The following is a 20,867-nucleotide window of genomic DNA, read 5'->3' on the forward strand; positions in this document are numbered from 1 at the left end:
ACGCTGACGGGCAGCTATGCCGTGCAGCAGACGGACGTTGACGCGGGCCAGGTGGTGAACACGGCGACGGCGGACTCGAATGAGACCGATCCGGAGACCGGCACGACGACCACGCCGATCACGCAGACGCCGTCGCAGACCCTGACCAAGGTGCTGACCAATGACAGCACGGGTGGCCTGGCCGCCGTGGGCGACGTGTTGACCTACACGGTGACACTGACCAACACAGGTAACACGACGCTGGCGAACGTGGTGGTGAACGACCCGATGACCACGCCGGCTAGCGTCGCATGCGCCAGCGTGGCCCCCGGTGCGATCTGCCAGCTGGTGGGTACCTACACGGTCACCCAGGCGGACGCCGCCGCGGGCAACATCCGCAATACGGCCTTCGTCACCGGTCCGGCCTGCCCGGCGGGCAGCACGGATCCGACCTGCACGACCACGATCGATACTCCGGTTGAAGTCCCGCAGGTGAACTACAGCAAGTCGGTCATCCTGCCGGTCGGCCAGACCGAAGTGTCGGTTGGCGACACGCTGACCTATACGCTGCAGGTCCAGGTGTCGGACACGGCAACCACCGCGCCGGTCACGCTGACCGACACCTTGGGAACCGGTCTGACGCTGGCCAACGTGATCGCAGGTCCCTACAGCTGCGGCAATGGCAATCCGCTGGTGTGCACGCTGCCGTCCGGCACGGTGCCGGGCACGTACGTCGTGACCTACACCGCGATCGTCAACGACCTCGCCTCGGGCTTCGTGCGCAACACCGTGGTCGCGACGGGCGACGATGCCCCGACATGCCAGGGCAGCTGCCAGACCGAAACGATCGTGACCGAGCCGCTGCCGGCCATCATCAGCTACGGCAAGACGGCTGTGCTGCCGGTCGGCCGGACCCAGGTCGTGGCAGGCGATGTGATCACCTACACGCTCACCACCACGGTCGCCGCGGCGCCGACGTCCGGCGTGCTGACGCTGACCGATACGCTGGGCGCCGGCCTGACGTTCGGTACGGTGACCAGCGCGGGCGCATACACCTGCACGGGCACCCAGCCTCTGGTCTGCACCCTGCCGACTGGCACGACGCCGGGCGTGTATGAAGTGAGCTATACCGCCACGGTCAATGCCCAGGCATCGGGCGTGGTTCGCAACGCCGTGGTCGGCACCAGCGATGACAACCCGGTCTGTGCGACGGACTGCGATGTCGAAACCCCGGTGGCGTCGCCGACGATCCTGGTGAACAAGAGCGCGAACCCGGCCAGCGGCACCGTCGTACAGCCGGGCCAAGTGATCACCTACGTGCTGTCGGTCGAGGTGGGTCAGGCGGCAACGCGTGCGGCAATGACGCTGGTCGATACTCCCGGCCAGGGACTGACGCTGGGCGCCACGCCGGCAGGTTGCGCGTACAACGGCACCACGATGACCTGCACCTTGCCGGCCGGTACGGCGGTGGGCACGCACACGTTCACCTACACCGCCACCGTTGCCGCCTCGGCAAACGGCCGCGTGTCGAACGTGGTCGTGGCCAACAACGGGGATCCGACCGGCGACCCGCCGACCTGCCAGAGCTGCAGCACCGAGCATCAGGTCAACCTGCCTGAGATCCGTCTCAGCAAATCGGCGGGTGCGCGCGAGGTGAAGGTGGGTGACCTGGTCCGCTACACACTGACCGTGGAGAACGTGGGCAGCAGCGATCTGGTGAACGGTCGCATCATCGACACGCCGCCGGCCGGCTTCAGCTATGTCGAAGGTTCGCTGGTGGCCGGTGACGCCGACCAGATGGCGACGGTGTCGGGTAACCAGCCGATCCGCATCGAAGGTGTGGACGTGCGCGCGGGTGAGACCGCCACATTGGTCTACGTGATGCGCGTCGGTGCCGGTGTTCGCCCGGGCACGCACGTGAACCAGGCGCAAGTACGCTCGATCACTGACGAGCCGGTGTCGAACGTGGCCACCGCTGAGGTGACGCTGACGGCGGATGCGCTGATCGACGACAGCCTGCTGATGGGTACGGTCTTCAACGACCGCGATGGTGACGGCTGGCAGGACAGTGCCGCGCTGAGTGGCGTCAAGGTGCAGGGCGGCTTTGCGCCGGCTGCCTACATCGCCAACTCCACCACCGTGGATCGCGGTGCCGGCCCGCAGCCGGAGCCGGATGCCAGCTCGCCGATGCTGCACGGCATCGCGGTCGGCAAGGTCGCTGGTCGCCAGTCGGTGGCCGAGCCGATCGATGCGCACGAAGTGGTCATCCGCCAGCGCCTGAGTGACGTCAGCTTCACCGACGACTTCGTGCTGACCAACGACCAGGGCGTCACGGTGCGCATGGACGCGGCAGGCAATACCCGCACCGAGCAGTCCGGTGACGCGGCCAAGGGCCTGAATGCTGCGGCGCCGACGGTGGAACGTCGTGTGTCGCAGGGCGAAGGCGGCTATGTGGTCGATTACGTCATCCGCAATGCAGGTATCGATGAGCGCGGTATCCCGGGCGTGCGTATCGCGTCGGTGGAAGGCCTGCTGATCGAAACCGACCAGTTCGGCCGCTACCACCTGGCTGGCGTGTCGGGCGGCGCGTGGGAGCGCGGTCGCAACTTCATCCTGAAGGTCGATCCGTCCACGCTGCCCACCGGCGCGGAATTCACCACCGACAACCCGCTGCTGCGTCGCATCACCCCGGGTGTACCGGTCCGCTTCGACTTTGGCGTGAAGCTGCCGGAGCAGGTGATCGAAGGTGGCGAGGAGCTGGTCGAGCTGGAATTGGGCGACGTGTTCTTCGCCCCGGGCAGTGCCGAGGTACGCGAGCAGTACCAGCCGGTCATCGAAGCGATGGCCGCGCAGGTTCGCAAGCACCAGGGTGGCGAAGTGGTGATCAATGCCAATGGCGACAGTGAAGGCCTTGCCTTCCAGCGCGCCGAGGCGGTCAAGGGCGCGCTGCTGGCCCAGCTGGACGGTCCGGCCGCGAAGGCGCTGGTGGTCAGTGCGCGTGGCAGTGTCGACGACCCGGGTTCGCTCGTCGTGGGCGTCGACGAAGGCGGTGCGCTGCTCGGCACGGTCCTGTTCGATACCGACAAGTCGGCCATCCGGCCGGAGTTCGAAACCCTGCTCGACAAGATCGCCACCTCGCTGGAGAAGCGCGGCGGCGGCAGCATCGCCATCGTCGGCCATACCGACCTGCGCGGTTCCCATGCCTACAACACGGCCTTGGGCATGCGGCGTGCCAAGGCCGTCTACGAGGCCATCGCCAAGCGTCTGAGCCCGGAGGTGCGTGCCAAGGTTCGCGTGGAAGCCAGTAACGATCCGACAGCCCCTGTCGGCGTGCGGAAGTGAGGGGGCGGATCATGAAGAAGCGTATGAAGATGAAGCTGCTGGACTACACGCTGATCGGCCTGCTCGCGGGCGCCACGCCGATGGCGGCCGCGCAGACGACGGCCTCGCCCGAACAGAGGGGTGAGGCTGTGGAGAAGCCGGTCGACTGCACCGGCGATGCCTGCAGCAACGACGAGGGCCTGCTGTTCCGCCTGCGCACGCGCAGCTACGACATGCCGGTCACGCACGGCACGGATGCGCACTCCTCGTCCAGCGCGCTGCAGCCCGATCGCCGCGTCAGCGTGGCGACGGAGCAGCCGGGCAAGGCGACGGCGATGGGCAAGTTCTCCATCGACCTGCCGGGCGGCGGCGTGATCTGGGCAACGGAAGATCCCACACTGGGCCAGCCCGAGCTGTCGGTGTCCGCGCCGACGATGGTGGCGTTCGATGGGCAGCGCGTTACCAAGCCGGTGCAGTTCTACGTACGCGGCAACTATCCGGCGTTCATCAAGCGCCTTGAGATTTCGCTGTATCGCAGCAGCGACGCCGATCTGATCGAGCCGATCGCTACCGTGCCGCTGGATGTCGCGGCGGTGAGCCATACCGAGTGGAACGGCGCACTGCCTTCGAAGTATCCCTTCCGCAAGGGCGATGAGCTGGTCTACGTGTTGCGGGCGTACGGCGAGGGCGACAGCTTCGACGAGACCTATCCGCGCACCCTGCAGCTGGTGTCGCCGGAAGAGGCCGAACGCGGTACCGACCTGCTGCGCAACAGCGTGGAGCGCTCGCTGGGCAGCGCGATGAGCGGCGAACAGGCGCAGACGCAGAGCCTGCTCGACACCGTGTTCGCCGACAACGGTCTGCGCCAGCAGAACATCGCACTTTACGGTTCGCGCATCCGCATCCAGGGCCGCAACGTCCCCGAGCGCGGCCAGCTGACGATCAACGGCGAAAGCTACCCAATCGACCTCGAACGCAAATTCGTCGCCGAGTACCTCGTGCCCGTGGGGCGGCATCGCTTCGACATCGGCGTGGGCAGCGGGACGGACGCGCAAGAGGCGAAGTCGACCTATACGCTGGACGTCGACGTCACCGGGCGCTACTTCTTCGGCGTCGGCCTGGCCGACGTCACCATCGCGCAGAACAAGGTCAGTGGTTCGGGTGCCGCGTTCGCCAACGACACGCGCTATCAGGACGACGTGATCAGCGACGGCCGCCTGGCGTTTTACGGCAAGGCCAAGTACGCAGGCAAGTACCTCGTCACTGCGCAGGCCGACACCACCCAGCGCGATCTCGACCGCCTGTTCAACGGTTTTACCGAGGCCGATCCGCAGGACGTGTTCCGCCGCCTCGATCCGGACCTCTACTATCCGGTTTACGGCGACGACTCCACGACGTACCGCGACGTGGACACGATGGGCCGCTTCTATCTGCGCGTGGACTGGGACAAGAACCAGGCACTGTGGGGCAACTACAGCACCGGCATCACCGGCACGGAGTACGCGCAGTACCAGCGCTCGCTGTACGGCGCGGCGCTGAACTGGCGTTCCAACGCGACGAACCGGTGGGGCGACCCGGGCAGCGAACTGCGCGTGTTCGGCTCGCAGGCTGAAACCGCACCCGGCCACAACGAGTTCATCGGTACTGGCGGCAGCCTGTACTACCTGCGCCATACCGACCTGCTGCCGGGCTCGGACGTGGTGACGCTGGAGATCCGTGACCTGACCACGGGCCGCACCGAGAACCGTGTGGTTCTGCAGCGCGGTACCGACTACGAGATCGACGAACTGCAGGGCCGCGTCCTGCTGACGCGACCGTTGGCGCAGATCACCCGCGAGAACATTCCCACGCTGACACGCGACCTGCCGCTGGATGGTTTCGAACAACGCCTGATCGTGGACTACGAATGGGTGCCGTCCGGCTTCGACGCCGATGATGTCACCGCCGGATTCCGCGGCAAGCACTGGTTCGGCAACCATGTCGGTGTCGGTGCCACCTATGTGCAGGAAAACCGCGCGGGTGAGGACTACACGCTGGCGGGCGGCGACCTGACGCTGCAGGCGGGCAAGGGCACCTACATCAAGGCCGAGTACGCGCAGACCGAATCGTTCGGTGCGCCCGTGTTCTTCTCGGACAACGGTGGTCTGAGCTTCATCCAGCAGAACGACACCGCGCTGTTCCGCGAGGGCGATGCCAAGTCGTTGGAGGCGCGCGCCAACTTCAAGGAGCTGGGCTGGACCGAGCAGGACTGGAGCATCGGCGCGTGGTGGCGCAATACCAGTGCCGGCTATTCCATCTCGCGCTACGACACCGGTCGCCCGATCACCGAATACGGTGCCGAGCTGCTGGGCCAGTTCACCCCCAACCTGGGGCTGTACACGCGTTACACGCGTGCCGAAAGCGGCGCGGAGTCGTTGACCCAGGCGCAGGCCACGCTGGAATGGCGCGTCGACGACGCCAGCACCTTCAGTGCGGAAGTACGTCGCGTGGATCAGGAGGGCACCGCGGCCGACGCCGCCGGCACGCTGGGCGCGCTGAAGTACCTGCACCGCTTCGGCAGCACGCTTGAGCTGTACGGTATCGGGCAGGTGACGCTGGATGACGATGGCGGGCAGTACGCCGATAACAACGCGCTGACGCTGGGCGGCAAGTATCTGTACGGCAACCAGTCGTCGGTCGGTGCGGAAGCGACCACGGGTGATCGTGGCGAAGCGGCCACGGTCAACGCCGAGCATCGCCTGACCGCGGAGCATTCGGTTTACGGCGCCTACACCTACTCCACCGACACCACCGACTACGACTCGCTGTTCAATCGCGGCTCGCAGAACGGCTGGACGCTCGGCCAGCGCTGGCGCCTGTCCAACCAAGTCAACCTGTACAACGAAAGCCAGTTCCTGAAAGAGCGCAATGCCTCCGGGCTCGCGCACACCTTCGGCATGGATTTCTATCCGGCGCAGGGCTGGAACCTGGGCTTCACCCTGTCCGATGGCGAACTGACCAACGCGACGGGTGGAGATGTCGATCGCCGCGCTGTCAGTATCTCGGGCGGCCGCACGTCGCCGGATACCGATTGGCAGAGCAAGCTGGAGTGGCGCGAAGACAACGGTGCCGAACAGCGCGAACAATGGGTCAGCACCAACCGTCTGACACACAAGTTCAACGAGAGCTGGCGCATCGCGGCGCGTTTGAATTACGCCGATACCGATGACGAACTGGATCCGCTGGCCAGCGCGCGCTTCATCGAGGGCAACGTGGGCTTTGCCTACCGCCCGTGGAACAACCAGCGCTGGGGCCTGTTTGGTCGTTACACCTACCTGTATGACTTGGCCACGCTGGGCCAGGTCGGCGGGGCGGATTACGACCAGAAGTCGCAGGTACTGTCGTTCGAAGGCGTGTACAAGCTGGACCAGCACTGGGAGTTCGCCGGCAAGCTGGCGCGTCGTGAAGGCGAGGTGCGCATGGGGCGCGGCACGGGTGTGTGGCTGGATTCGGCCACTACGTTCGCGGCGGCGCAGGTGCGTTACGACCTGCGCACGCAGTGGCACGCGCTGGCGGAGTACCGCTGGCTCGACGTGGACGACGGTGGCTCGAAGCAGGGCTTCCTGTTGGGTGTCGATCGCGACCTCAGCAAGAACTTCCGGATCGGCGTGGGCTACAACTTCACCGAGTTCAGCGACGACCTGACCGACTTCGACTACGACCACAAGGGCTGGTTCCTGAACCTGGTCGGCACCTACTGACCCGGCGGCGGACGATGTGTCGTCCGCCTGTCGAACGCTTATTGCATGGAAGGTCCTGCCTCAATCGATGACGAGGCAGGTGGAGTCGCGGACGGCTGAAAGTCGTGGACGAGCGCGTCGCGGATCATCGTCGTTGTCGCGTGAGTCGTGCCGTAGTGGCGGCTGGCTTCCACCAGCGCATCCTGGAGCAGGGTCTCTGCCTGCTGCCGTTCGGCGACCGGCAAGGGGGCGGCGGGATCGTGGCGTTGCGTCAGTGCCCGTGCCAGCCAATACCTGGCGGTAGGCGAGGGCCAATGGCGTTGGCCGTTGGCGTGGATGACTTCCTGCAGCAGTCCCTTTGCTTCGTCCAGCAGCGGATCGCGGGTTGAGTCGGACGGCAACGCAGCGACCGCAAGCAGTGCACGGGCCTGTTCTTCCTTGGCGAGCAACGTGGTCGGGTGGCGCGGACCCAGTGTGGCTTCGAGCAATTGCGTTGCCTGTCGTGCCAGGTCCAGTTGCTTGCGCGCGTCACCGCCTGCGGTCGCACGCGCCTCCAGCAGCAGCTGGCGAGCGTACTCGGGGTGCCGGGTTCCGTAGGCGGCCACGATGGCCTTGTGCGCCGACTGCAGTGCGTCCGGCGTGAGCGTCGAAGCATCGCCCGCTTGTTCGGCGACGTCGAGTTGCAGCCGCCTGCTCCGTGCAGTCTCCGGATGGTCCGGACCCAGTCGCTGACGGCGTGAAGCCAGCAGCGTGTCAGCCAACTGTCCGGCTTCGGCGTGTCGCCGTTGCAGGAGCCGCAATGCGAGCCGGGTCTCGTCGACGTTATCGACCACGGAGGGTGTGCTGTCGCGTGCGAGGGTCGCCGCACGTTGCAGGTCGCTGTCCGCCTCCTGTAGTTCCAGCAGTTGCAGGTGCCATTGTGCTCGCAGCACGAGCAACTCGATGCGTGCATCGAGAGCAGCGGGCGTGGAGGCGGCGGAAGCGGTCTCCTGTGCAAAGGCGAGCGCATTGAAGGCGTCGTCGTACTCCGACAGGCCCCAGTGCGCGCGCGCGAGCTCCACCAGCAGCGCCAGCGTGGCAGGATCGCCGGCAGGCCGCGTGGAGGAAGCGCGTTGCAGTCCCTGCGTGGCGATGTCGCGTGCGTCGGCATGCCGGGCTTCCAGGTTGAGCAGCGTGGCGAGCATGGCCTGGGTGTCGGATGGATCGGCCTTGTCGTCCGCCAGCAGTCCGTTCGCTTCGCTGGCCAGCGCAAGGGCATGGGGGTATTCGCCCAGGGCCGCATAGCTGCGCGCCAACGAGGCGAACGCCCTAGCCTTGATGGCCGGATCGGATCGCACCGGCAGCGCGCGCAGTTCGCGCTCGGTCCGCTCGAGCATGCGCGTCGATGAGGGGCGGGTTTCAGTGAGTCCTGACAGCGTCACCGATCCCAGGGTGCGTTCGAACACGGCGGACACCGCCTGCGCATCGAGCAGTTCCTGGCGATCCTGGAGATGCAACCAGCCCAGAACGCTTGCACCGCCGGCACCCACCACCATCACGGCGCCGGCAAGGGCGCTGGCGAGTGCATGACGCTGCAGGAAGCGTTGGGTCGCGTAGGCGTGTCCGCCGCCGCGGGCCAGTACGGGGCGGCGCGCAAGCCAGCGTTCCAGATCTTCGATCAGGGCATCGATGGTGGCGTAGCGATCCGCGGGCGACGACGCGACCGCGGTCAGGGCGATGGCATCCAGATCGCCGCGGAGATGGCGCTGCAGCTGTCGAGGATTGCGGTACCTGCGCTTCCATGCGATGTCCGCCGATGCCGTCACGGCCAGTTCCGACGGAGGTTGCACGGGCGCGGTGGCGGGTAGGCCGATGAGGCTGGCGTGCAGGGGCGGAAGCGGTCGTGGCCAGTCGTCGACCAGCAGCCGGTAGAGCATCACGCCAACGGAATAGAGATCGCTTGTGGTGGACGCCGTGCCGCCGGCGAGCACTTCCGGCGCGGTGTAGCCGTTGGAGACGGCGATCTGGGGCGACATGGAGGCTTCCAGCCCATCGATCATCGCCGACAACCCGAAATCGACCAGATGTACCCGCCCGTCGGCGGACACCGGCAGGTTGCCTGGCTTGATGTCCTGGTGCAGTACGCCGCGACCATGCGCGTAGCGCAGCGCCTGGCAGACCTGGAGCAACAGGCGGACGCGGTCGGCGAGTGACAGCCGTTGCTGGTCTGCCCACAGGTCCATGGACGTGCCGCGCACCAGGCGCATCGCGAACCAGGGCCTGCCATCCGCTTCGATACCGCCATCCAGCAGTGGCGCGATGTGAGGATGGTCGAGCTGCGCCAGATGGTTGCGTTCGCGCATGAACGCGTCGATCAGCGCCGGCGACGACATCCCGGCGCGCATGCATTTCAGTGCGACCTGTTTTTCGTACTGGCCGTCGGCGCGGCTGGCTTCGTACACGGTGCCCATGCCCCCGGACTCGAGGACGCGATCGATACGCCAGGGGCCCAGCCGGTTGCCGATGCGGACCGACGAGGCATCGTCATCGTCGCCCGCCTGCGCGTCCAGCAGCGCGTCGAAGGCGATGCCTTCCAGTTGGCTAGGGGAGGTGTCCGCGGCCAGCAGTCTGGCCAGGGCGTCGTGGAGCGGCGCATCGCGGGCCTTCAGTCGGGCGAGCGCGGCCGCGCGTTGCGGGCGAGCCAGTTCGACGTATTCGTCGAACAGCTCCAGCGCGCGGGCTTGCAGATCGGACATCAGCGACAGTCGGTGGGGGCAGGCTGTCGCGCATGTCGGATGCGTGGCGACCATGGGCCCATTGGCGCGAGGGTATCGCGCTTCGCGGCTGTGCGCGTGGAAAAGAAGAAAGGATGGCGCGCCCGGAGGGATTCGAACCCCCGACCAATGGCTTCGGAAGCCACTACTCTATCCGGCTGAGCTACGGGCGCACGGGGCATGCATTCTAGCCGCAAACCGGCGCGGTGGCCCAGTTCGGCGCGCGCGCCCGGAAATCCGGACGTGTGGGCGGGCCTGATACCCTTTCGCGCATGGGATACGAGCGTTTTGAAGAAGCCGAAGGGCCGCGCTGGCGTGAACGGCTGGGCCAGTACTGGAAACTGGTCCGCGGGGATCGGCCGATCGGCGTGCTGTTGCTGCTGTGGCCGACGTGGTGGGCGCTGTGGCTGGCGGCGGGCGGCGTGCCGTCGTGGTGGACCTTGTTCGTATTCACCGCCGGTGTGTGGCTGACGCGATCGGCGGGGTGCGTGATCAACGATTACGCGGACCGCTGGCTGGATCCGCAGGTCGAACGCACGCGTGGACGCCCGCTGGCGACCGGCGCGGTCTCTGGCCGCGAGGCGCTGGTGGTGTTCGCGGTGCTGATGCTGGTGGCGTTCGCGCTAGTGCTGACGATGAACCGCCTGACCATCTGGCTGAGTGTCGTGGGCCTGTTCCTGGCGGCCAGCTATCCCTACCTCAAGCGGTACACCTATCTGCCGCAGGTCTATCTGGGACTGGCGTTCGGCTGGGGCATCCCGATGGCGTTCGCTGCGGTGCAGGGCGACGTGCCGCCCGTGGCGTGGGTGCTCTACGGCGCCAACATCCTGTGGGCCACGGCCTACGACACGTGGTACGCGATGGTGGATCGTGAGGACGACCTCCGTGCCGGATCGAAATCCACCGCCATCCTGTTCGGTGATCTGGATCTGGTCATCCAGGGCGTGCTGTATGCGCTGGTGTTCATCGCGCTGTATCTCGTGGGGCGTCAGGCAGGCCTTGGCATGTACTACTGGGCGAGCGTGGGCGTTGCGATCCTGTTCGTCATCTCACAGTTCGTGATGGCGCGTCATCGCGAACGCGCGGCCTGTTTTCGCGCGTTCCTGCACAACAACTGGGTAGGTGCGGTGATCTTCGCCGGACTGGCGTTGGATCTGGCCCGCCGAACGGCATAGCGCGCGTGCGATGACGTCGAAGTAGCGTGATACGTTTCACATTATTCGATGTGACAGCGATAAATGTGAGATGGAGAAACAAGACAGGGGCACGGGAATCGCAGAATTCCTTTCGTTGAAGTACGGGCGCTGGATCGTGGGTGCATTGCTGGCCGCCTGTCTGGGTAATGCAGCAGCGCAGACCGTCCGCTGGGAGGACTACCGCGGCAACTCGCGCGTCGGTACGACCTACACCGGTCCGGCGGGCGCACCCACGTTCGCCAACAACACCGGCACCGGCGCCGATCGCTTGAATGCATTGCGTGCGATCGCCGCCAATCCCGCCAACGCCGTGCGTACCGGCACGGCGGCCGACATCAACTACCGGCAGGCGGCCAACCATCTCTGCAACCTGGATTCCGCGGCCACCAGCGTCGCCTCCTGCAACCTGCAGGCGATGGGGCGCGTGTCGTATGCGCTGGTCCAGTTCCCGGCGGCGGGCACCTATACCGTCAGCATCGCGCACGACGACAACGTGGAACTGGGATTCTCCAGCGACTACGCCAACACGTCCTACCGCACTGCGTCGTATGACGTACCCGTCGGCACGGTCAACGACTGGACGGCGAACGAAGACACCTACGTCAGTCTTGGCAGTTTCACCGCCGCCAACGCGAACAGCTGCGCGCTGGTGCGCATGTACTGGCTCAACCATGGCGGTATCAACCATGCGCGCTTGCGCTGGACACTGCCCGGCAGCGGCAGCCCGGTGATCATTCCGTCCACGGCCTTCCGCGATCCCGCCGCCGCCGCAAGTGCGACCGGCTGCAATGGCTCGATCACCGGCAACGGCACCACCATCACCTTGAACAAGGTGCTCGGTGCGCTACGTGCCGATGCCACCGACCAGTTCACCGTGCAGATCGGCACAACGTCGACGGCCGGCACCGTGCGCGAAGCCACCACGTCCGGCATCGGCGTGGGCCAGCAGGCCAGCACGGGTGCGCTGGCCGTGACCACGGGCACGACCTACTACCTGCGCGACACCATGGCAGCGGGCAGTGCGTCCACGCTCGCCGGTGCGTACACCGCGTCGATCAGCTGCACGCGTAACGGCACGGCGTTCTCCCCGGCCGGGGCATCACCGACCTGGAACGTCACGCCGGTCGCGAACGACCAGATCGTCTGCGCCGTCACCAATACGGCGCGCCCGCGCAGCGACCTGTCGATCGTCAAGGCCGCCAATCCGACCACGGCGCTGTCCGGCAGCGTGGTGACGTACACGGTGACTGCCAGCAATCCGGGTCCCAGTGCCGCGAATGGCACGGTGATCCGCGACACTCCCGGGGTGGGCTTGGATTGCACGGATCCCGTGGCCACTGCGGTCTGCGCGGCGTCCGGAGGAGCCAGCTGTCCAGGGGCGACGGTGCCGGTCGCCAGCCTGACGGGCACGGGCGTGACGATTCCCGTGTTTCCCGTGGGGGGGCAGATCGTGCTGACGCTGCAGTGCCGGGTGACCGCCACGGGCCTCACGCCCTGATCGCCCGATGGCGTGCCTTCACGGCACGCGCGCGCAGACCCAGGCATCCACGCGCATGACGCCTGCCTTGAGCAGGGTGCGGGCGGCGGCCTGCAGGGTGGCGCCCGTCGTCATCACGTCATCGACCAGCGCCACGTGAGGCGGAGGAAGCACGGCTGGCGGCACGACGAAGGCCCGGGCAACGTTCCGCTGTCGCTGGTCCGCATCCAGCTCGGATTGCGGCGCCGTGGCGCGGACGCGCTGCAGCAGGTCTGTCCGCAAGGGCAGGCCCAGCGAGGCGGCCAGCGGGCGCGCGAGTTCCAGCGCCTGGTCGTAGCCGCGCTGTCGCATCCGATGGACATGCAAAGGCACCGGCACGATCGCGTCCGGCCGCGGCGCCGACGCCAGCGACCCGGCCATCAGTCCCGCCATCAGGCGCCCGGCCGCCAGGTCGCGGTGGAACTTGAAGCGCGGGACCAGCCGGTCCAGCGGAAATCCGTAGACGAATACCGCCCGCGTGTGCGTCAGCGCCGGTGGCTTCCGCAGGCAGTCGCCACACGCGCCAGCCACCGGCATCGGTAGCCCGCAGCGCTCGCAGCAGACAAGGTTCCAGGGGGGCTGTTCGGCGCACGATGCGCACAGATCGACGCCCTTGTGGCCACGTTCGCGGCAGACAAGGCATCGGGGAGCGAACAGCAGGCGGGTGGCGCGACGCCAGCCGCCGTCAACTTCGTGTGCATCCATGCGGTTGACAGGGCGAAGCCCGGTTTCCAGACTTCCCGACTGTATTCCGCCGAGGCTGCCATGTCCGCTCACATTTCTTCCGCCGCGCCGGTCCTGCGCCATGACTGGCAGCGAGACGAGCTGCTGGCCCTGTTCGACCTGCCGTTCCCGGAGTTGCTGCACCGGGCATCGGCCGTGCACCGCGCCCATTTCGACCCGGCGGAAGTGCAGGTCTCGACGCTGCTGTCGGTGAAAACGGGCGGCTGTCCCGAAGACTGCGCCTACTGCCCGCAGGCGCAACGCTACGACACCGGCGTGTCCGCGCAGAAGCTGATGAGCGCCGACGAAGTGCTGGCGAAGGCGGCGCAGGCCAAGGCGGCCGGCGCGTCGCGCTTCTGCATGGGCGCCGCGTGGCGCTCGCCCAAGGATCGCGATATCCCGAAGGTCGCCGAGATGATCCGCGGCGTGAAGGCGCTGGGCCTGGAGACCTGCGCCACGCTCGGCATGCTGAGCGGCGAACAGGCGCACGCGCTGAAGGACGCCGGGCTGGACTACTACAACCACAACCTGGACACCGCGCCCGACTTCTATGGCGACATCATCCACACGCGCCAGTACCAGGACCGTCTGGACACGCTGGAGCACGTCCGCGACGCCGGCATGAAGACCTGCTGTGGCGGCATCGTCGGCATGGGCGAATCGCGCGACCAGCGCGCCGGCCTGCTGCAGGCGCTGGCCAACCTGCCGTCGCACCCGGACTCGGTGCCGATCAATCGGCTGGTGCAGGTGGCAGGCACCCCGCTGCACGGCACGACGGAACTGGACCCGTTCGAGTTCGTCCGCACGATCGCCGTCGCCCGCCTTGTCATGCCGGCGTCGATGGTGCGGCTGTCGGCCGGCCGCGAGGCGATGAGCGACGAACTGCAGGCGCTGTGCTTCCTGGCCGGCGCCAACTCGATCTTCTATGGCGAGAAGCTGCTGACCACCGGCAACCCGGACACCGCGCGCGACCAGGCCCTGTTCGCCCGCCTGGGACTGCGGCCGATGGAGGTGCAGGTGGAAAACGTGCACGACCATCACAGAACCGATGCCCCGGGCAGCGGTACGGTGCACGCCGACATCACCCGTTCCGAGCCGTCCTGCGGTCGGGCGGCGTAAGTCGGGGCAACAGGGGGCAGTACCTGACGTAAGGACGCTGGCGCGGAAACGCGGGCCGGCGTGTCGTCGTCGATGCCCGCATGCGCTCCGGCGCTCTCCCATGCCAGGCCCGCCGACATGACCCGCACCGACCTGCACGACCGCATCCTCGCCCAGCGCCAGCAGCGCATCGCGCTGGGCAGGCAACGCACGCGCCGCACCGTGACGCGGCGCGACGGCGTCAAGGTCGAGATCAACGGCCGCTGGCTGACCGAGTTCAGCAGCAATGACTATCTGGGGCTGGCGCAGCAGTTCGAAGTGAGCAACGCGCTGCAGGACGCGGCCGCTCGCGAGGGAGCCGGCGCATGCGCTTCGCACCTGGTCAGCGGTCACCACACCGCGCACGAAGGGCTGGAGCGCGACATCGCGGACTGGCTGGGTTACCCGCGTGCGCTGCTGTTCGGTAGCGGCTTCCTGGCCAATCTCGCCGTGCAGCAGGCCCTGCTGGAAGACGGCGACGTCTGCGTGCAGGACCGGCTCAACCACGCCAGCCTGCTCGACGCCACCCGCCTGGCCGGTGCGAAGCTGCGCCGCTACCCGCACCTCGATCCCGAAGGCGCGTTGCGCCAGTTGAAGCTGCAGCCCGAAGGCGCGGCCATGCTGGTCACCGATGGCGTCTTCAGCATGGATGGCGACTGCGCGCCGCTGCGGTCGCTCAGCCTCGTCGCGCGCATGCAGCAGGCGCTGTTCTTCGTCGACGACGCGCACGGCGTCGGCGTGCGCGGGCCCGAGGGGCGCGGCAGCGTGGCGGAGGCGCGCATGGGCGTGGCCGACGTGCCGTTGCAACTGGTCACGCTCGGCAAGGCGCTGGGTGGCTACGGTGCCGTGGTCGTGGGCGAGGAAACCCTGATCCAGCACCTGGCCGAAACCGCGCGGCCCTACATCTACACCACGGCGATGCCGCCCGCGCTGGCGGCGGCGACGCGCGTCGCGGTGAAGCATGCGCGTCGCGACCAGTGGCGCCGCGACAAGCTGCAGTCGCTGGTGGACCGGTTCCGCACCGGCGCGCAGCGTGCCGGCCTGGAACTGATGGCCTCCGATTCGCCGATCCAGCCGGTGCTGTGCGGCAGCGATGCCAATGCGCTGGGCCTTTCCGCCGCGCTGGACAGTGCCGGCTACCTGGTGCCGGCGATCCGTCCGCCGACCGTGCCGGATGGCAAGGCGCGGTTGCGCGTGACGCTGTCGGCCCTGCATTCGCTGCAGGACGTGGATGGGCTGGTGGCGGCCTTGGCGCGTTCGTGGGATGCCGTGCAGCGCGTGCACGGCGCTGTCGCCTGACGGAATCGCCCCTCCGTGCGGTCCCGCAATGGGCGGGATCGGCGACAATACGCGGCATGCATATCGAAACCCTGGGCAGCGGCCCTTCCCTGGTGCTGCTGCATGGCTGGGCGCTGCACGGCGGCGTGTTCGCGCCGCTGGTGCAGCGACTGTCCGACCGCTACACGCTCCATCTCGTCGACCTGCCCGGACATGGCCACAGCCGCGACACCGACGTGGCGCTGACGCTGGAGGCCACCGTCGATGCCGTGCTCGCGCGGACACCGCCTGCCGTCTGGCTGGCCTGGTCGCTGGGCGGCCTGTTCGCGCTGCATGCGGCCGCCGCTTCGCGGCAGGTGCGCGGGCTGGCGATGATCGCCGCGACGCCGCGCTTCGTGAAAGGCGAGGGCTGGCCGCATGCGGTGGAGGCCAGCGTGTTCGCGCAGTTCGGCGATGACCTGCGCAATGACTACGCCGGTACCCTGGAACGCTTCCTCGCGCTGGACACCTTGGGTTCCGAACATGCCCGCGCGGAACTGCGTACGCTGAAGCAGGATCTGTACGCGCGCGGCGAACCCGCGCCCGCCGCGCTGCAGCGCGGCCTGCAACTGCTGGAGCAATCCGACCTGCGGACGACGTTGCCCACGCTGACGGTGCCCAGCCTGTGGCTGGCCGGTCGCCGCGACCTGCTGGTGCCGTCGAAGGCGATGCAGGCGGCGGCACAGGCAGCGCCGGAGGCGCAGTTCGTCGAGATCGCAGGCGGCGGCCACGCGCCGTTCCTCGGTCATGCCGATGTCGTGGCCGGCGAGGTCGACCGCTTCCTGCAGTCGCTGTCGCAGGACGACGCAGCATGAGTACGTTCGACCAGCGTCATATCCGCCGCGCGTTCTCGCGTTCCGCCGCCGGCTACGACGCCGCAGCGGCGCTGCAGCACGAAGTCGAAAAGCGCCTGATGGAGTCGCTGGACTATCTGACGCTACGTCAGGGATCGGACGCCAAGGATCCGAAGGTGGTGCTGGACGTGGGCTGCGGTCCCGCGCACGCCGCCGCCGCGATGCGCAAGCGCTGGCCGAAGGCGCAGGTCATCGCACTGGACCTCGCGCTGCCCATGCTGCGCGAAGCGAAAAAGCAGGCCGGCTGGTGGAAACCGTTCCAGCGCGTCTGCGCCGACCTGCGTGCGCTGCCGCTGGCCGAGGGCAGCGTCGACGTGCTGTTCTGCAATCTCAGCCTGCAATGGGTCGACGACCTGCCTGCCGCCTTCAACGGATTCCGCCGCGTGCTGAAGCCGGGCGGTCTGCTGGTGTGTTCGACGTTCGGTCCCGAAACCCTGCAGGAGTTGCGCGACGCGTTCGCGCATGCGGACGACACGCCCCATGTCAGTCCGTTCCCGCCGATCGCCCAGTTCGGCGACGCGTTGATGCTGGCCGGATTCCGCGATCCGGTGCTCGATCGTGACCGCTTCACGCTGACCTACGACGACCTGCCTGCGCTGATGCGCGAGCTGCGTGCGATGGGCGCCACCAATGCGCTGCAACGTCGCCGCCACACGCTGACCGGCCGCGCCCGCTTCGCGGCGGCGGCGGCGGCCTATGAGCCGCTGCGCCGCGAGGACGGCAAATTGCCCAGTACATGGGATGTCATCTACGCCCACGCGTGGGCACCGCCGCCGGGCGCACCGATCCGTGGACAGGGCGAAGACATCGCCGCCATGCCGCTGTCGAAGATTCCGATCCGCCGGAAAGGCGAATAGCGCCGGAATCAAGTCGTCCAACGAGGCAGCGTCCGCCTATGCGATCTGTTAGGTGTGGGACGGCTCAAGGTGACCGTTCGTGTTTCTTTTCACGAACGTCAGTTCGCCTTCCGACTCTCCCTCAAGGAAGCCGCAGGTGTATGAGGTGGTTCCATCGGGGTAGATCCAGACATCGAACACGGTTGCCGGGCTGGTGCTGCCAGTGGTCGCGGCGGCCATCGTCTCGACGTCGGGAATGCTCTGGAGAATGACCGGCAGGATTCGTTCGGCGGCCTGTATCGTGACGGCGCGACCTTGATCCGCAATGGCGACACAGACACGAAGGCCCGGACCTTCGCGGACCGTCAGAAGCGCCTCCACATAGCCTTCCGTGGGGTACTCGCCGATGATTGAATCCGAGATTGACGACATGACGGGTCACCCCCTGACCCAACGCCGGCGATTCGCCGCACTCGCTGCGGCCCGTGATGCGTGGCGACGGCTCAGGGGCTCTCGCCGCTGACCTGGCGGATCCAGTCCTGCAGGTTGTAGTAATTCGTGACGCGTGCGATGCGGTCGTCGCGGATGTCGAAGAAGGCGCCGCCCGGGAGGACATAGGTCTGTCCGTTCGCCGGTGGCAGCCCCTCGTCGGTGTGGTGGTACTCGCCATGCACCACGTATTCGGCCGCCGCGTGCTGGCCGTCCTGCGTGACCAGCACCACGATGTCGCGCAGCTGCTCGCGGTAACTCGCGTTCATGCGTCCGAGGAAGGTCGCGAAGGCTTCGCGGCCGGTCTCGCGCGCGCCCTGGTTGAGGTCGTGCACCACGTCGTCGGTCAGCATGGCCAGCATGCCTTCCCAGTCGCCCCGGTTGAACGCGGCGTAATAGTTGAGGACGAGCTCGGTGGCGCGGTCCTGCCGGCGCGTGCCGTCGATCTTCATGCGGATTCCCGTGGGGTGGGGGACGCCGCGATCATACGCCACGCCATCAGCGCGGCAGCCGGTCGCGGTGGAAGAAATAGACTTCCTGCAACAGGAAGCGCCAGCGCGTGGCGAAGCTGCGGAAGCGGCTGGTCGGCGTGGGCGAACCGACCGAACGGATACCGAGATCGCGACTGATCCGCAGCGCGCGCGCCATGTGCAGCGGATCGCTGACGATGATGACGCTGTCCAGCTTGTGCTGCTGCATCAGCGTCCGTGCCTGCCGCAGGTTGTCGTGCGTGTTGCGCGACAGCGATTCGATCAGGATGGCCTTGTCCGGCACGCCCTGGCGCAGCGCGTAGCGACGCGCGACCTGCGACTCGGAGAACCGCGCGCCGGTGCCGCCGTAGCCACCGGTGAAGATCAGCGTGGGTGCCAGGCCGCGCTTGTACAGGTCGATGCCATGGCGGATGCGCTCTTCGAACACGGGCGACGGTTTGGCGTCATAGGCGGCGGCACCGAGCACGATGATGGCGTCGGACGGCACGGCGTCATCGCGTTGGCCCACCCAGATGATGTAGGCCGCCACGCCGGTCAGCCACAGCAGCACGAGCAGCAGCAACCGCCACGCCCAACCCGCGATGCCACGCCTGGATTTCTTCCTGCGCGTGTTCATGCCGCGCGCTCCCACGGCAGCGCGTCGAGATCGACATTGCCGCCGGACAGCACTACGCCGATGCGTTGCCCCGCGAAGCGTTCGCGTTGTTGCAGGATCGCCGCCAGCGCGACCGCGGAGGAGGGTTCGACCAGCAGTTTCAGGCACTGCCAGAGCAGGCGCATCGCGTCGAGCGTGCCGGCGTCGGGGACGGTGACCACCTCCACCCGGTGCGCGCGCAACAGTTCGAAGTTCGGTTCGCCCAGCGTGCCGCGCAGTCCATCGCAGACCGTATCGGGCACGAAGTCGATGCGGCGTTCGCCGGCGGCCAGTGAGCGGGCAGTGTCATCCGCCCCCTCGGGCTCCGCGCCGACGATGCGACAGCCGGGCGCCGTCGCGGCTGCCGCAATCGCGGTGCCCGCCAGCAGCCCGCCGCCGCCGACCGGGGCGACCACGACATCCAGCGGACCTTGCGCGTTCAGCAGCTCCAGGGCGGCCGTACCCTGGCCCGCGATCACGTGCGGATGGGTGTAGGGGTGGATCAGGGTGGCGCCGGTGTCGGCCTGCACTTGGGCGGCGGTCGTCTCGCGGGCCGCGATGGTCGCCGCGCACGTATGCAATTGCGCGCCATAGCGGACGATGTTGGCGAGTTTGGCGGCGTTAGCGCCTTCCGGCACCACCACGTGGCAGGCAATGCGGCGCGTGCGTGCCGCCAGGGCCAGCGCGGCGCCGTGGTTGCCCGATGAATGCGTCACCACGCCCCGGGCGGCCATGGCGTCCTCCAGTGCCCAGACCGCATTGCAGGCCCCCCGGAACTTGAACGCGCCGGTCCTCTGCAGGGGTTCCGCCTTGAAATGGAGCTGGCAGCCGGCCAGCGCGTCCAGTGCGCGGGAGCGCAGGACGGGGGTGGCATGAGCGTGGGGGGCGATACGGGCGGCGGCGGCGAGAACGTCGTCGAAGGTGGGCAGGGGCATCGGCATGCGGAAAGGTTAGCGCATCGTCCGGCGCTGAACCTCAGCCAGCGGGCGCTTCGCCTTGTTCGTGATACCGGCAGGGTTAAGCACGGATTCAAAGCCTCGGGCCGATGCTGCGATGGCAGAGTAACGGGGGTTCCGCCATGAAGCGCTCATCTCTTTTGACCATCGCCTTCGCCAGCCTCACCTTGGGGGGCTGCGCGACCTACGACTACGTCGGCGATACCGCGCCAGGCGGCTACTACCATGGCCGGCCCAGCACGCAGTACTACGATCCCTACGGCGGCTACTACGGCGGTGGCGGGTATGGCGGCTACTACGGCAGCGGTTACGGCGGCTATTACAGCTACCCGTACTACGGCTATTACGGCCCGCACTACCCCTATTACCCGCCGCGCCCACCGCGTCCCCCGCGCCCGGACGACCACAACCCCCCGCCCAAGCCGCCGCCGACCGGGGGTGGCAATCGGCCCCCCACGTGGCGCGACTCGACCGGTCGCTGGCACGAGGGGGGCTCACAACCCATGGTGCCAGGCCGGCCTGGTCAGGCCACGCCGTCGCCCAGCCAGCCCCGCGTGGGTGAGGGCGGTTACCGTCCGCCACGCGTGACGCAGTCGCCGTCGATGCCGCGGTCGGTCGAGCGGCCCCGCACCATGGAGCGTCAGGCCCCGCCGCCGCCGCGCATGGAGCGTCAGGCCCCGACACCCCGCGCAGAGCGCTCGGCACCCCCGCCGCGTCCCGCGCCGCGTGACGACCGCGGGACGCGCCAGCAGGAACGGTGATCCGGCCGATGGACCGTCCGTCGCCCGTCCCCTGCCGCTGACACGGCTGCGAACCTTGGTTGACCGGTTGCGTCGCTTTCTGACGTAAGCGGCAATTAAAGGTTCAATGTCGACGTCCGGTGGGGAAATCTGGATCCCCCCTGTTCCGGCCCCATCGGGCGTCGGCGCCTAACAAAAAGCCCGGC

The 20,867-nt window shown here is 67.7% G+C and carries 15 protein-coding genes and 1 tRNA gene; 9 read left to right on the plus strand and 7 right to left on the minus strand.

What is annotated here, in order from left to right; genetic code table 11:
• Together IB225_RS17065 and IB225_RS17070 are read left to right on the plus strand one after the other, a co-directional pair.
• On the plus strand, positions 1-3,321 hold a 3,321-nt coding region (locus IB225_RS17065; protein WP_192312955.1), incomplete at its 5' end, for an OmpA family protein.
• Between the two features lie 11 nt (positions 3,322-3,332).
• Entirely contained in the window at positions 3,333-7,040 is a 3,708-nt protein-coding gene (locus tag IB225_RS17070) for a hypothetical protein (protein ID WP_225584011.1), read from the plus strand.
• Between the two features lie 38 nt (positions 7,041-7,078).
• On the opposite strand, the gene IB225_RS17075 is transcribed toward IB225_RS17070, so the two are convergent.
• Positions 7,079-9,754: a serine/threonine-protein kinase gene (locus IB225_RS17075; RefSeq protein ID WP_192312957.1), complete on the minus strand. Its 2,676-nt coding sequence runs from the start codon at positions 9,752-9,754 to the stop codon at positions 7,079-7,081.
• 114 nt (positions 9,755-9,868) lie between these two features.
• Positions 9,869-9,945 (minus strand) — tRNA-Arg (locus tag IB225_RS17080).
• A 99-nt stretch (positions 9,946-10,044) separates the two neighbouring features.
• On the opposite strand from IB225_RS17080, the gene ubiA reads away from it, so the two are divergent.
• Complete coding sequence (gene ubiA / locus IB225_RS17085; RefSeq protein ID WP_192312959.1) at positions 10,045-10,947, plus strand: 4-hydroxybenzoate octaprenyltransferase; 903 nt, start codon at positions 10,045-10,047, stop codon at positions 10,945-10,947.
• Between the two features lie 115 nt (positions 10,948-11,062).
• Positions 11,063-12,466, plus strand: a complete 1,404-nt coding sequence (locus IB225_RS17090; RefSeq protein ID WP_192312961.1) for a DUF11 domain-containing protein — start codon at positions 11,063-11,065, stop codon at positions 12,464-12,466.
• A gap of 18 nt (positions 12,467-12,484) precedes the next feature.
• Here the strand turns inward: IB225_RS17090 and IB225_RS17095 are convergent, their stop codons facing one another.
• Complete coding sequence (locus IB225_RS17095) at positions 12,485-13,189, minus strand: ComF family protein (protein WP_192312964.1); 705 nt, start codon at positions 13,187-13,189, stop codon at positions 12,485-12,487.
• 60 nt (positions 13,190-13,249) lie between these two features.
• Here IB225_RS17095 and bioB point away from each other — a divergent pair, with 60 nt between their 5' ends.
• From bioB to bioC, 4 genes are all read left to right on the plus strand, one after another.
• Positions 13,250-14,326, plus strand: coding sequence for a biotin synthase BioB (gene bioB, locus IB225_RS17100; RefSeq protein WP_192312967.1), 1,077 nt, complete (start codon positions 13,250-13,252; stop codon positions 14,324-14,326).
• A 117-nt stretch (positions 14,327-14,443) separates the two neighbouring features.
• The gene (gene bioF / locus IB225_RS17105) at positions 14,444-15,643 is read left to right on the plus strand and encodes an 8-amino-7-oxononanoate synthase (protein ID WP_192312969.1); all 1,200 of its coding nucleotides are present in this window, start codon (positions 14,444-14,446) and stop codon (positions 15,641-15,643) included.
• A gap of 56 nt (positions 15,644-15,699) precedes the next feature.
• Positions 15,700-16,476: a pimeloyl-ACP methyl ester esterase BioH gene (bioH, locus tag IB225_RS17110; RefSeq protein ID WP_192312972.1), complete on the plus strand. Its 777-nt coding sequence runs from the start codon at positions 15,700-15,702 to the stop codon at positions 16,474-16,476.
• On the plus strand, positions 16,473-17,372 hold the full coding sequence (gene bioC / locus IB225_RS17115) for a malonyl-ACP O-methyltransferase BioC (protein WP_192312975.1): 900 nt from the start codon (positions 16,473-16,475) through the stop codon (positions 17,370-17,372). Before bioH ends, bioC begins: the two co-directional genes overlap by 4 nt.
• A 48-nt stretch (positions 17,373-17,420) precedes the next feature.
• On the opposite strand, the gene IB225_RS17120 is transcribed toward bioC, so the two are convergent.
• From IB225_RS17120 to IB225_RS17135, 4 genes are all read right to left on the minus strand, one after another.
• Positions 17,421-17,783 carry a hypothetical protein gene (locus tag IB225_RS17120; protein ID WP_192312978.1) on the minus strand — a complete coding sequence of 121 codons (363 nt, stop codon included), beginning with the start codon at positions 17,781-17,783 and terminating at the stop codon, positions 17,421-17,423.
• Positions 17,784-17,854: 71 nt separating this feature from the next.
• The gene (locus tag IB225_RS17125; RefSeq protein ID WP_192312980.1) at positions 17,855-18,292 is read right to left on the minus strand and encodes a ketosteroid isomerase-related protein; all 438 of its coding nucleotides are present in this window, start codon (positions 18,290-18,292) and stop codon (positions 17,855-17,857) included.
• 46 nt (positions 18,293-18,338) lie between these two features.
• Entirely contained in the window at positions 18,339-18,947 is a 609-nt protein-coding gene (locus tag IB225_RS17130; RefSeq protein WP_192312983.1) for a YdcF family protein, read from the minus strand.
• Entirely contained in the window at positions 18,944-19,906 is a 963-nt protein-coding gene (locus IB225_RS17135; RefSeq protein WP_192312986.1) for a pyridoxal-phosphate dependent enzyme, read from the minus strand. The genes IB225_RS17130 and IB225_RS17135 overlap by 4 nt, the downstream gene beginning before the upstream one ends.
• Before the next feature lie 137 nt (positions 19,907-20,043).
• On the opposite strand from IB225_RS17135, the gene IB225_RS20655 reads away from it, so the two are divergent.
• On the plus strand, positions 20,044-20,682 hold the full coding sequence (locus IB225_RS20655) for a hypothetical protein (RefSeq protein WP_192312989.1): 639 nt from the start codon (positions 20,044-20,046) through the stop codon (positions 20,680-20,682).
• Positions 20,683-20,867: the final 185 nt, after the last annotated feature.

This window comes from Pseudoxanthomonas sp. PXM02, from assembly GCF_014851805.1.
GTDB lineage: Bacteria > Pseudomonadota > Gammaproteobacteria > Xanthomonadales > Xanthomonadaceae > Pseudoxanthomonas_A.

What these genes read in the sequence shown, in the direction of transcription:
- IB225_RS17095 (WP_192312964.1), bottom strand. Translation starts at nt 13,189, where the DNA reads ATGGATGCACACGAAGTTGACGGCGGCTGGCGTCGCGCCACCCGCCTG.
- IB225_RS17120 (WP_192312978.1), bottom strand. Translation starts at nt 17,783, where the DNA reads ATGTCGTCAATCTCGGATTCAATCATCGGCGAGTACCCCACGGAAGGC.
- IB225_RS17070 (WP_225584011.1), top strand. Translation starts at nt 3,333, where the DNA reads ATGAAGAAGCGTATGAAGATGAAGCTGCTGGACTACACGCTGATCGGC.
- IB225_RS17125 (WP_192312980.1), bottom strand. Translation starts at nt 18,292, where the DNA reads ATGAAGATCGACGGCACGCGCCGGCAGGACCGCGCCACCGAGCTCGTC.
- IB225_RS17130 (WP_192312983.1), bottom strand. Translation starts at nt 18,947, where the DNA reads ATGAACACGCGCAGGAAGAAATCCAGGCGTGGCATCGCGGGTTGGGCG.
- bioH (WP_192312972.1), top strand. Translation starts at nt 15,700, where the DNA reads ATGCATATCGAAACCCTGGGCAGCGGCCCTTCCCTGGTGCTGCTGCAT.
- ubiA (WP_192312959.1), top strand. Translation starts at nt 10,045, where the DNA reads ATGGGATACGAGCGTTTTGAAGAAGCCGAAGGGCCGCGCTGGCGTGAA.
- IB225_RS20655 (WP_192312989.1), top strand. Translation starts at nt 20,044, where the DNA reads ATGAAGCGCTCATCTCTTTTGACCATCGCCTTCGCCAGCCTCACCTTG.
- bioC (WP_192312975.1), top strand. Translation starts at nt 16,473, where the DNA reads ATGAGTACGTTCGACCAGCGTCATATCCGCCGCGCGTTCTCGCGTTCC.
- IB225_RS17135 (WP_192312986.1), bottom strand. Translation starts at nt 19,906, where the DNA reads ATGCCGATGCCCCTGCCCACCTTCGACGACGTTCTCGCCGCCGCCGCC.
- bioF (WP_192312969.1), top strand. Translation starts at nt 14,444, where the DNA reads ATGACCCGCACCGACCTGCACGACCGCATCCTCGCCCAGCGCCAGCAG.
- IB225_RS17075 (WP_192312957.1), bottom strand. Translation starts at nt 9,754, where the DNA reads ATGTCCGATCTGCAAGCCCGCGCGCTGGAGCTGTTCGACGAATACGTC.
- bioB (WP_192312967.1), top strand. Translation starts at nt 13,250, where the DNA reads ATGTCCGCTCACATTTCTTCCGCCGCGCCGGTCCTGCGCCATGACTGG.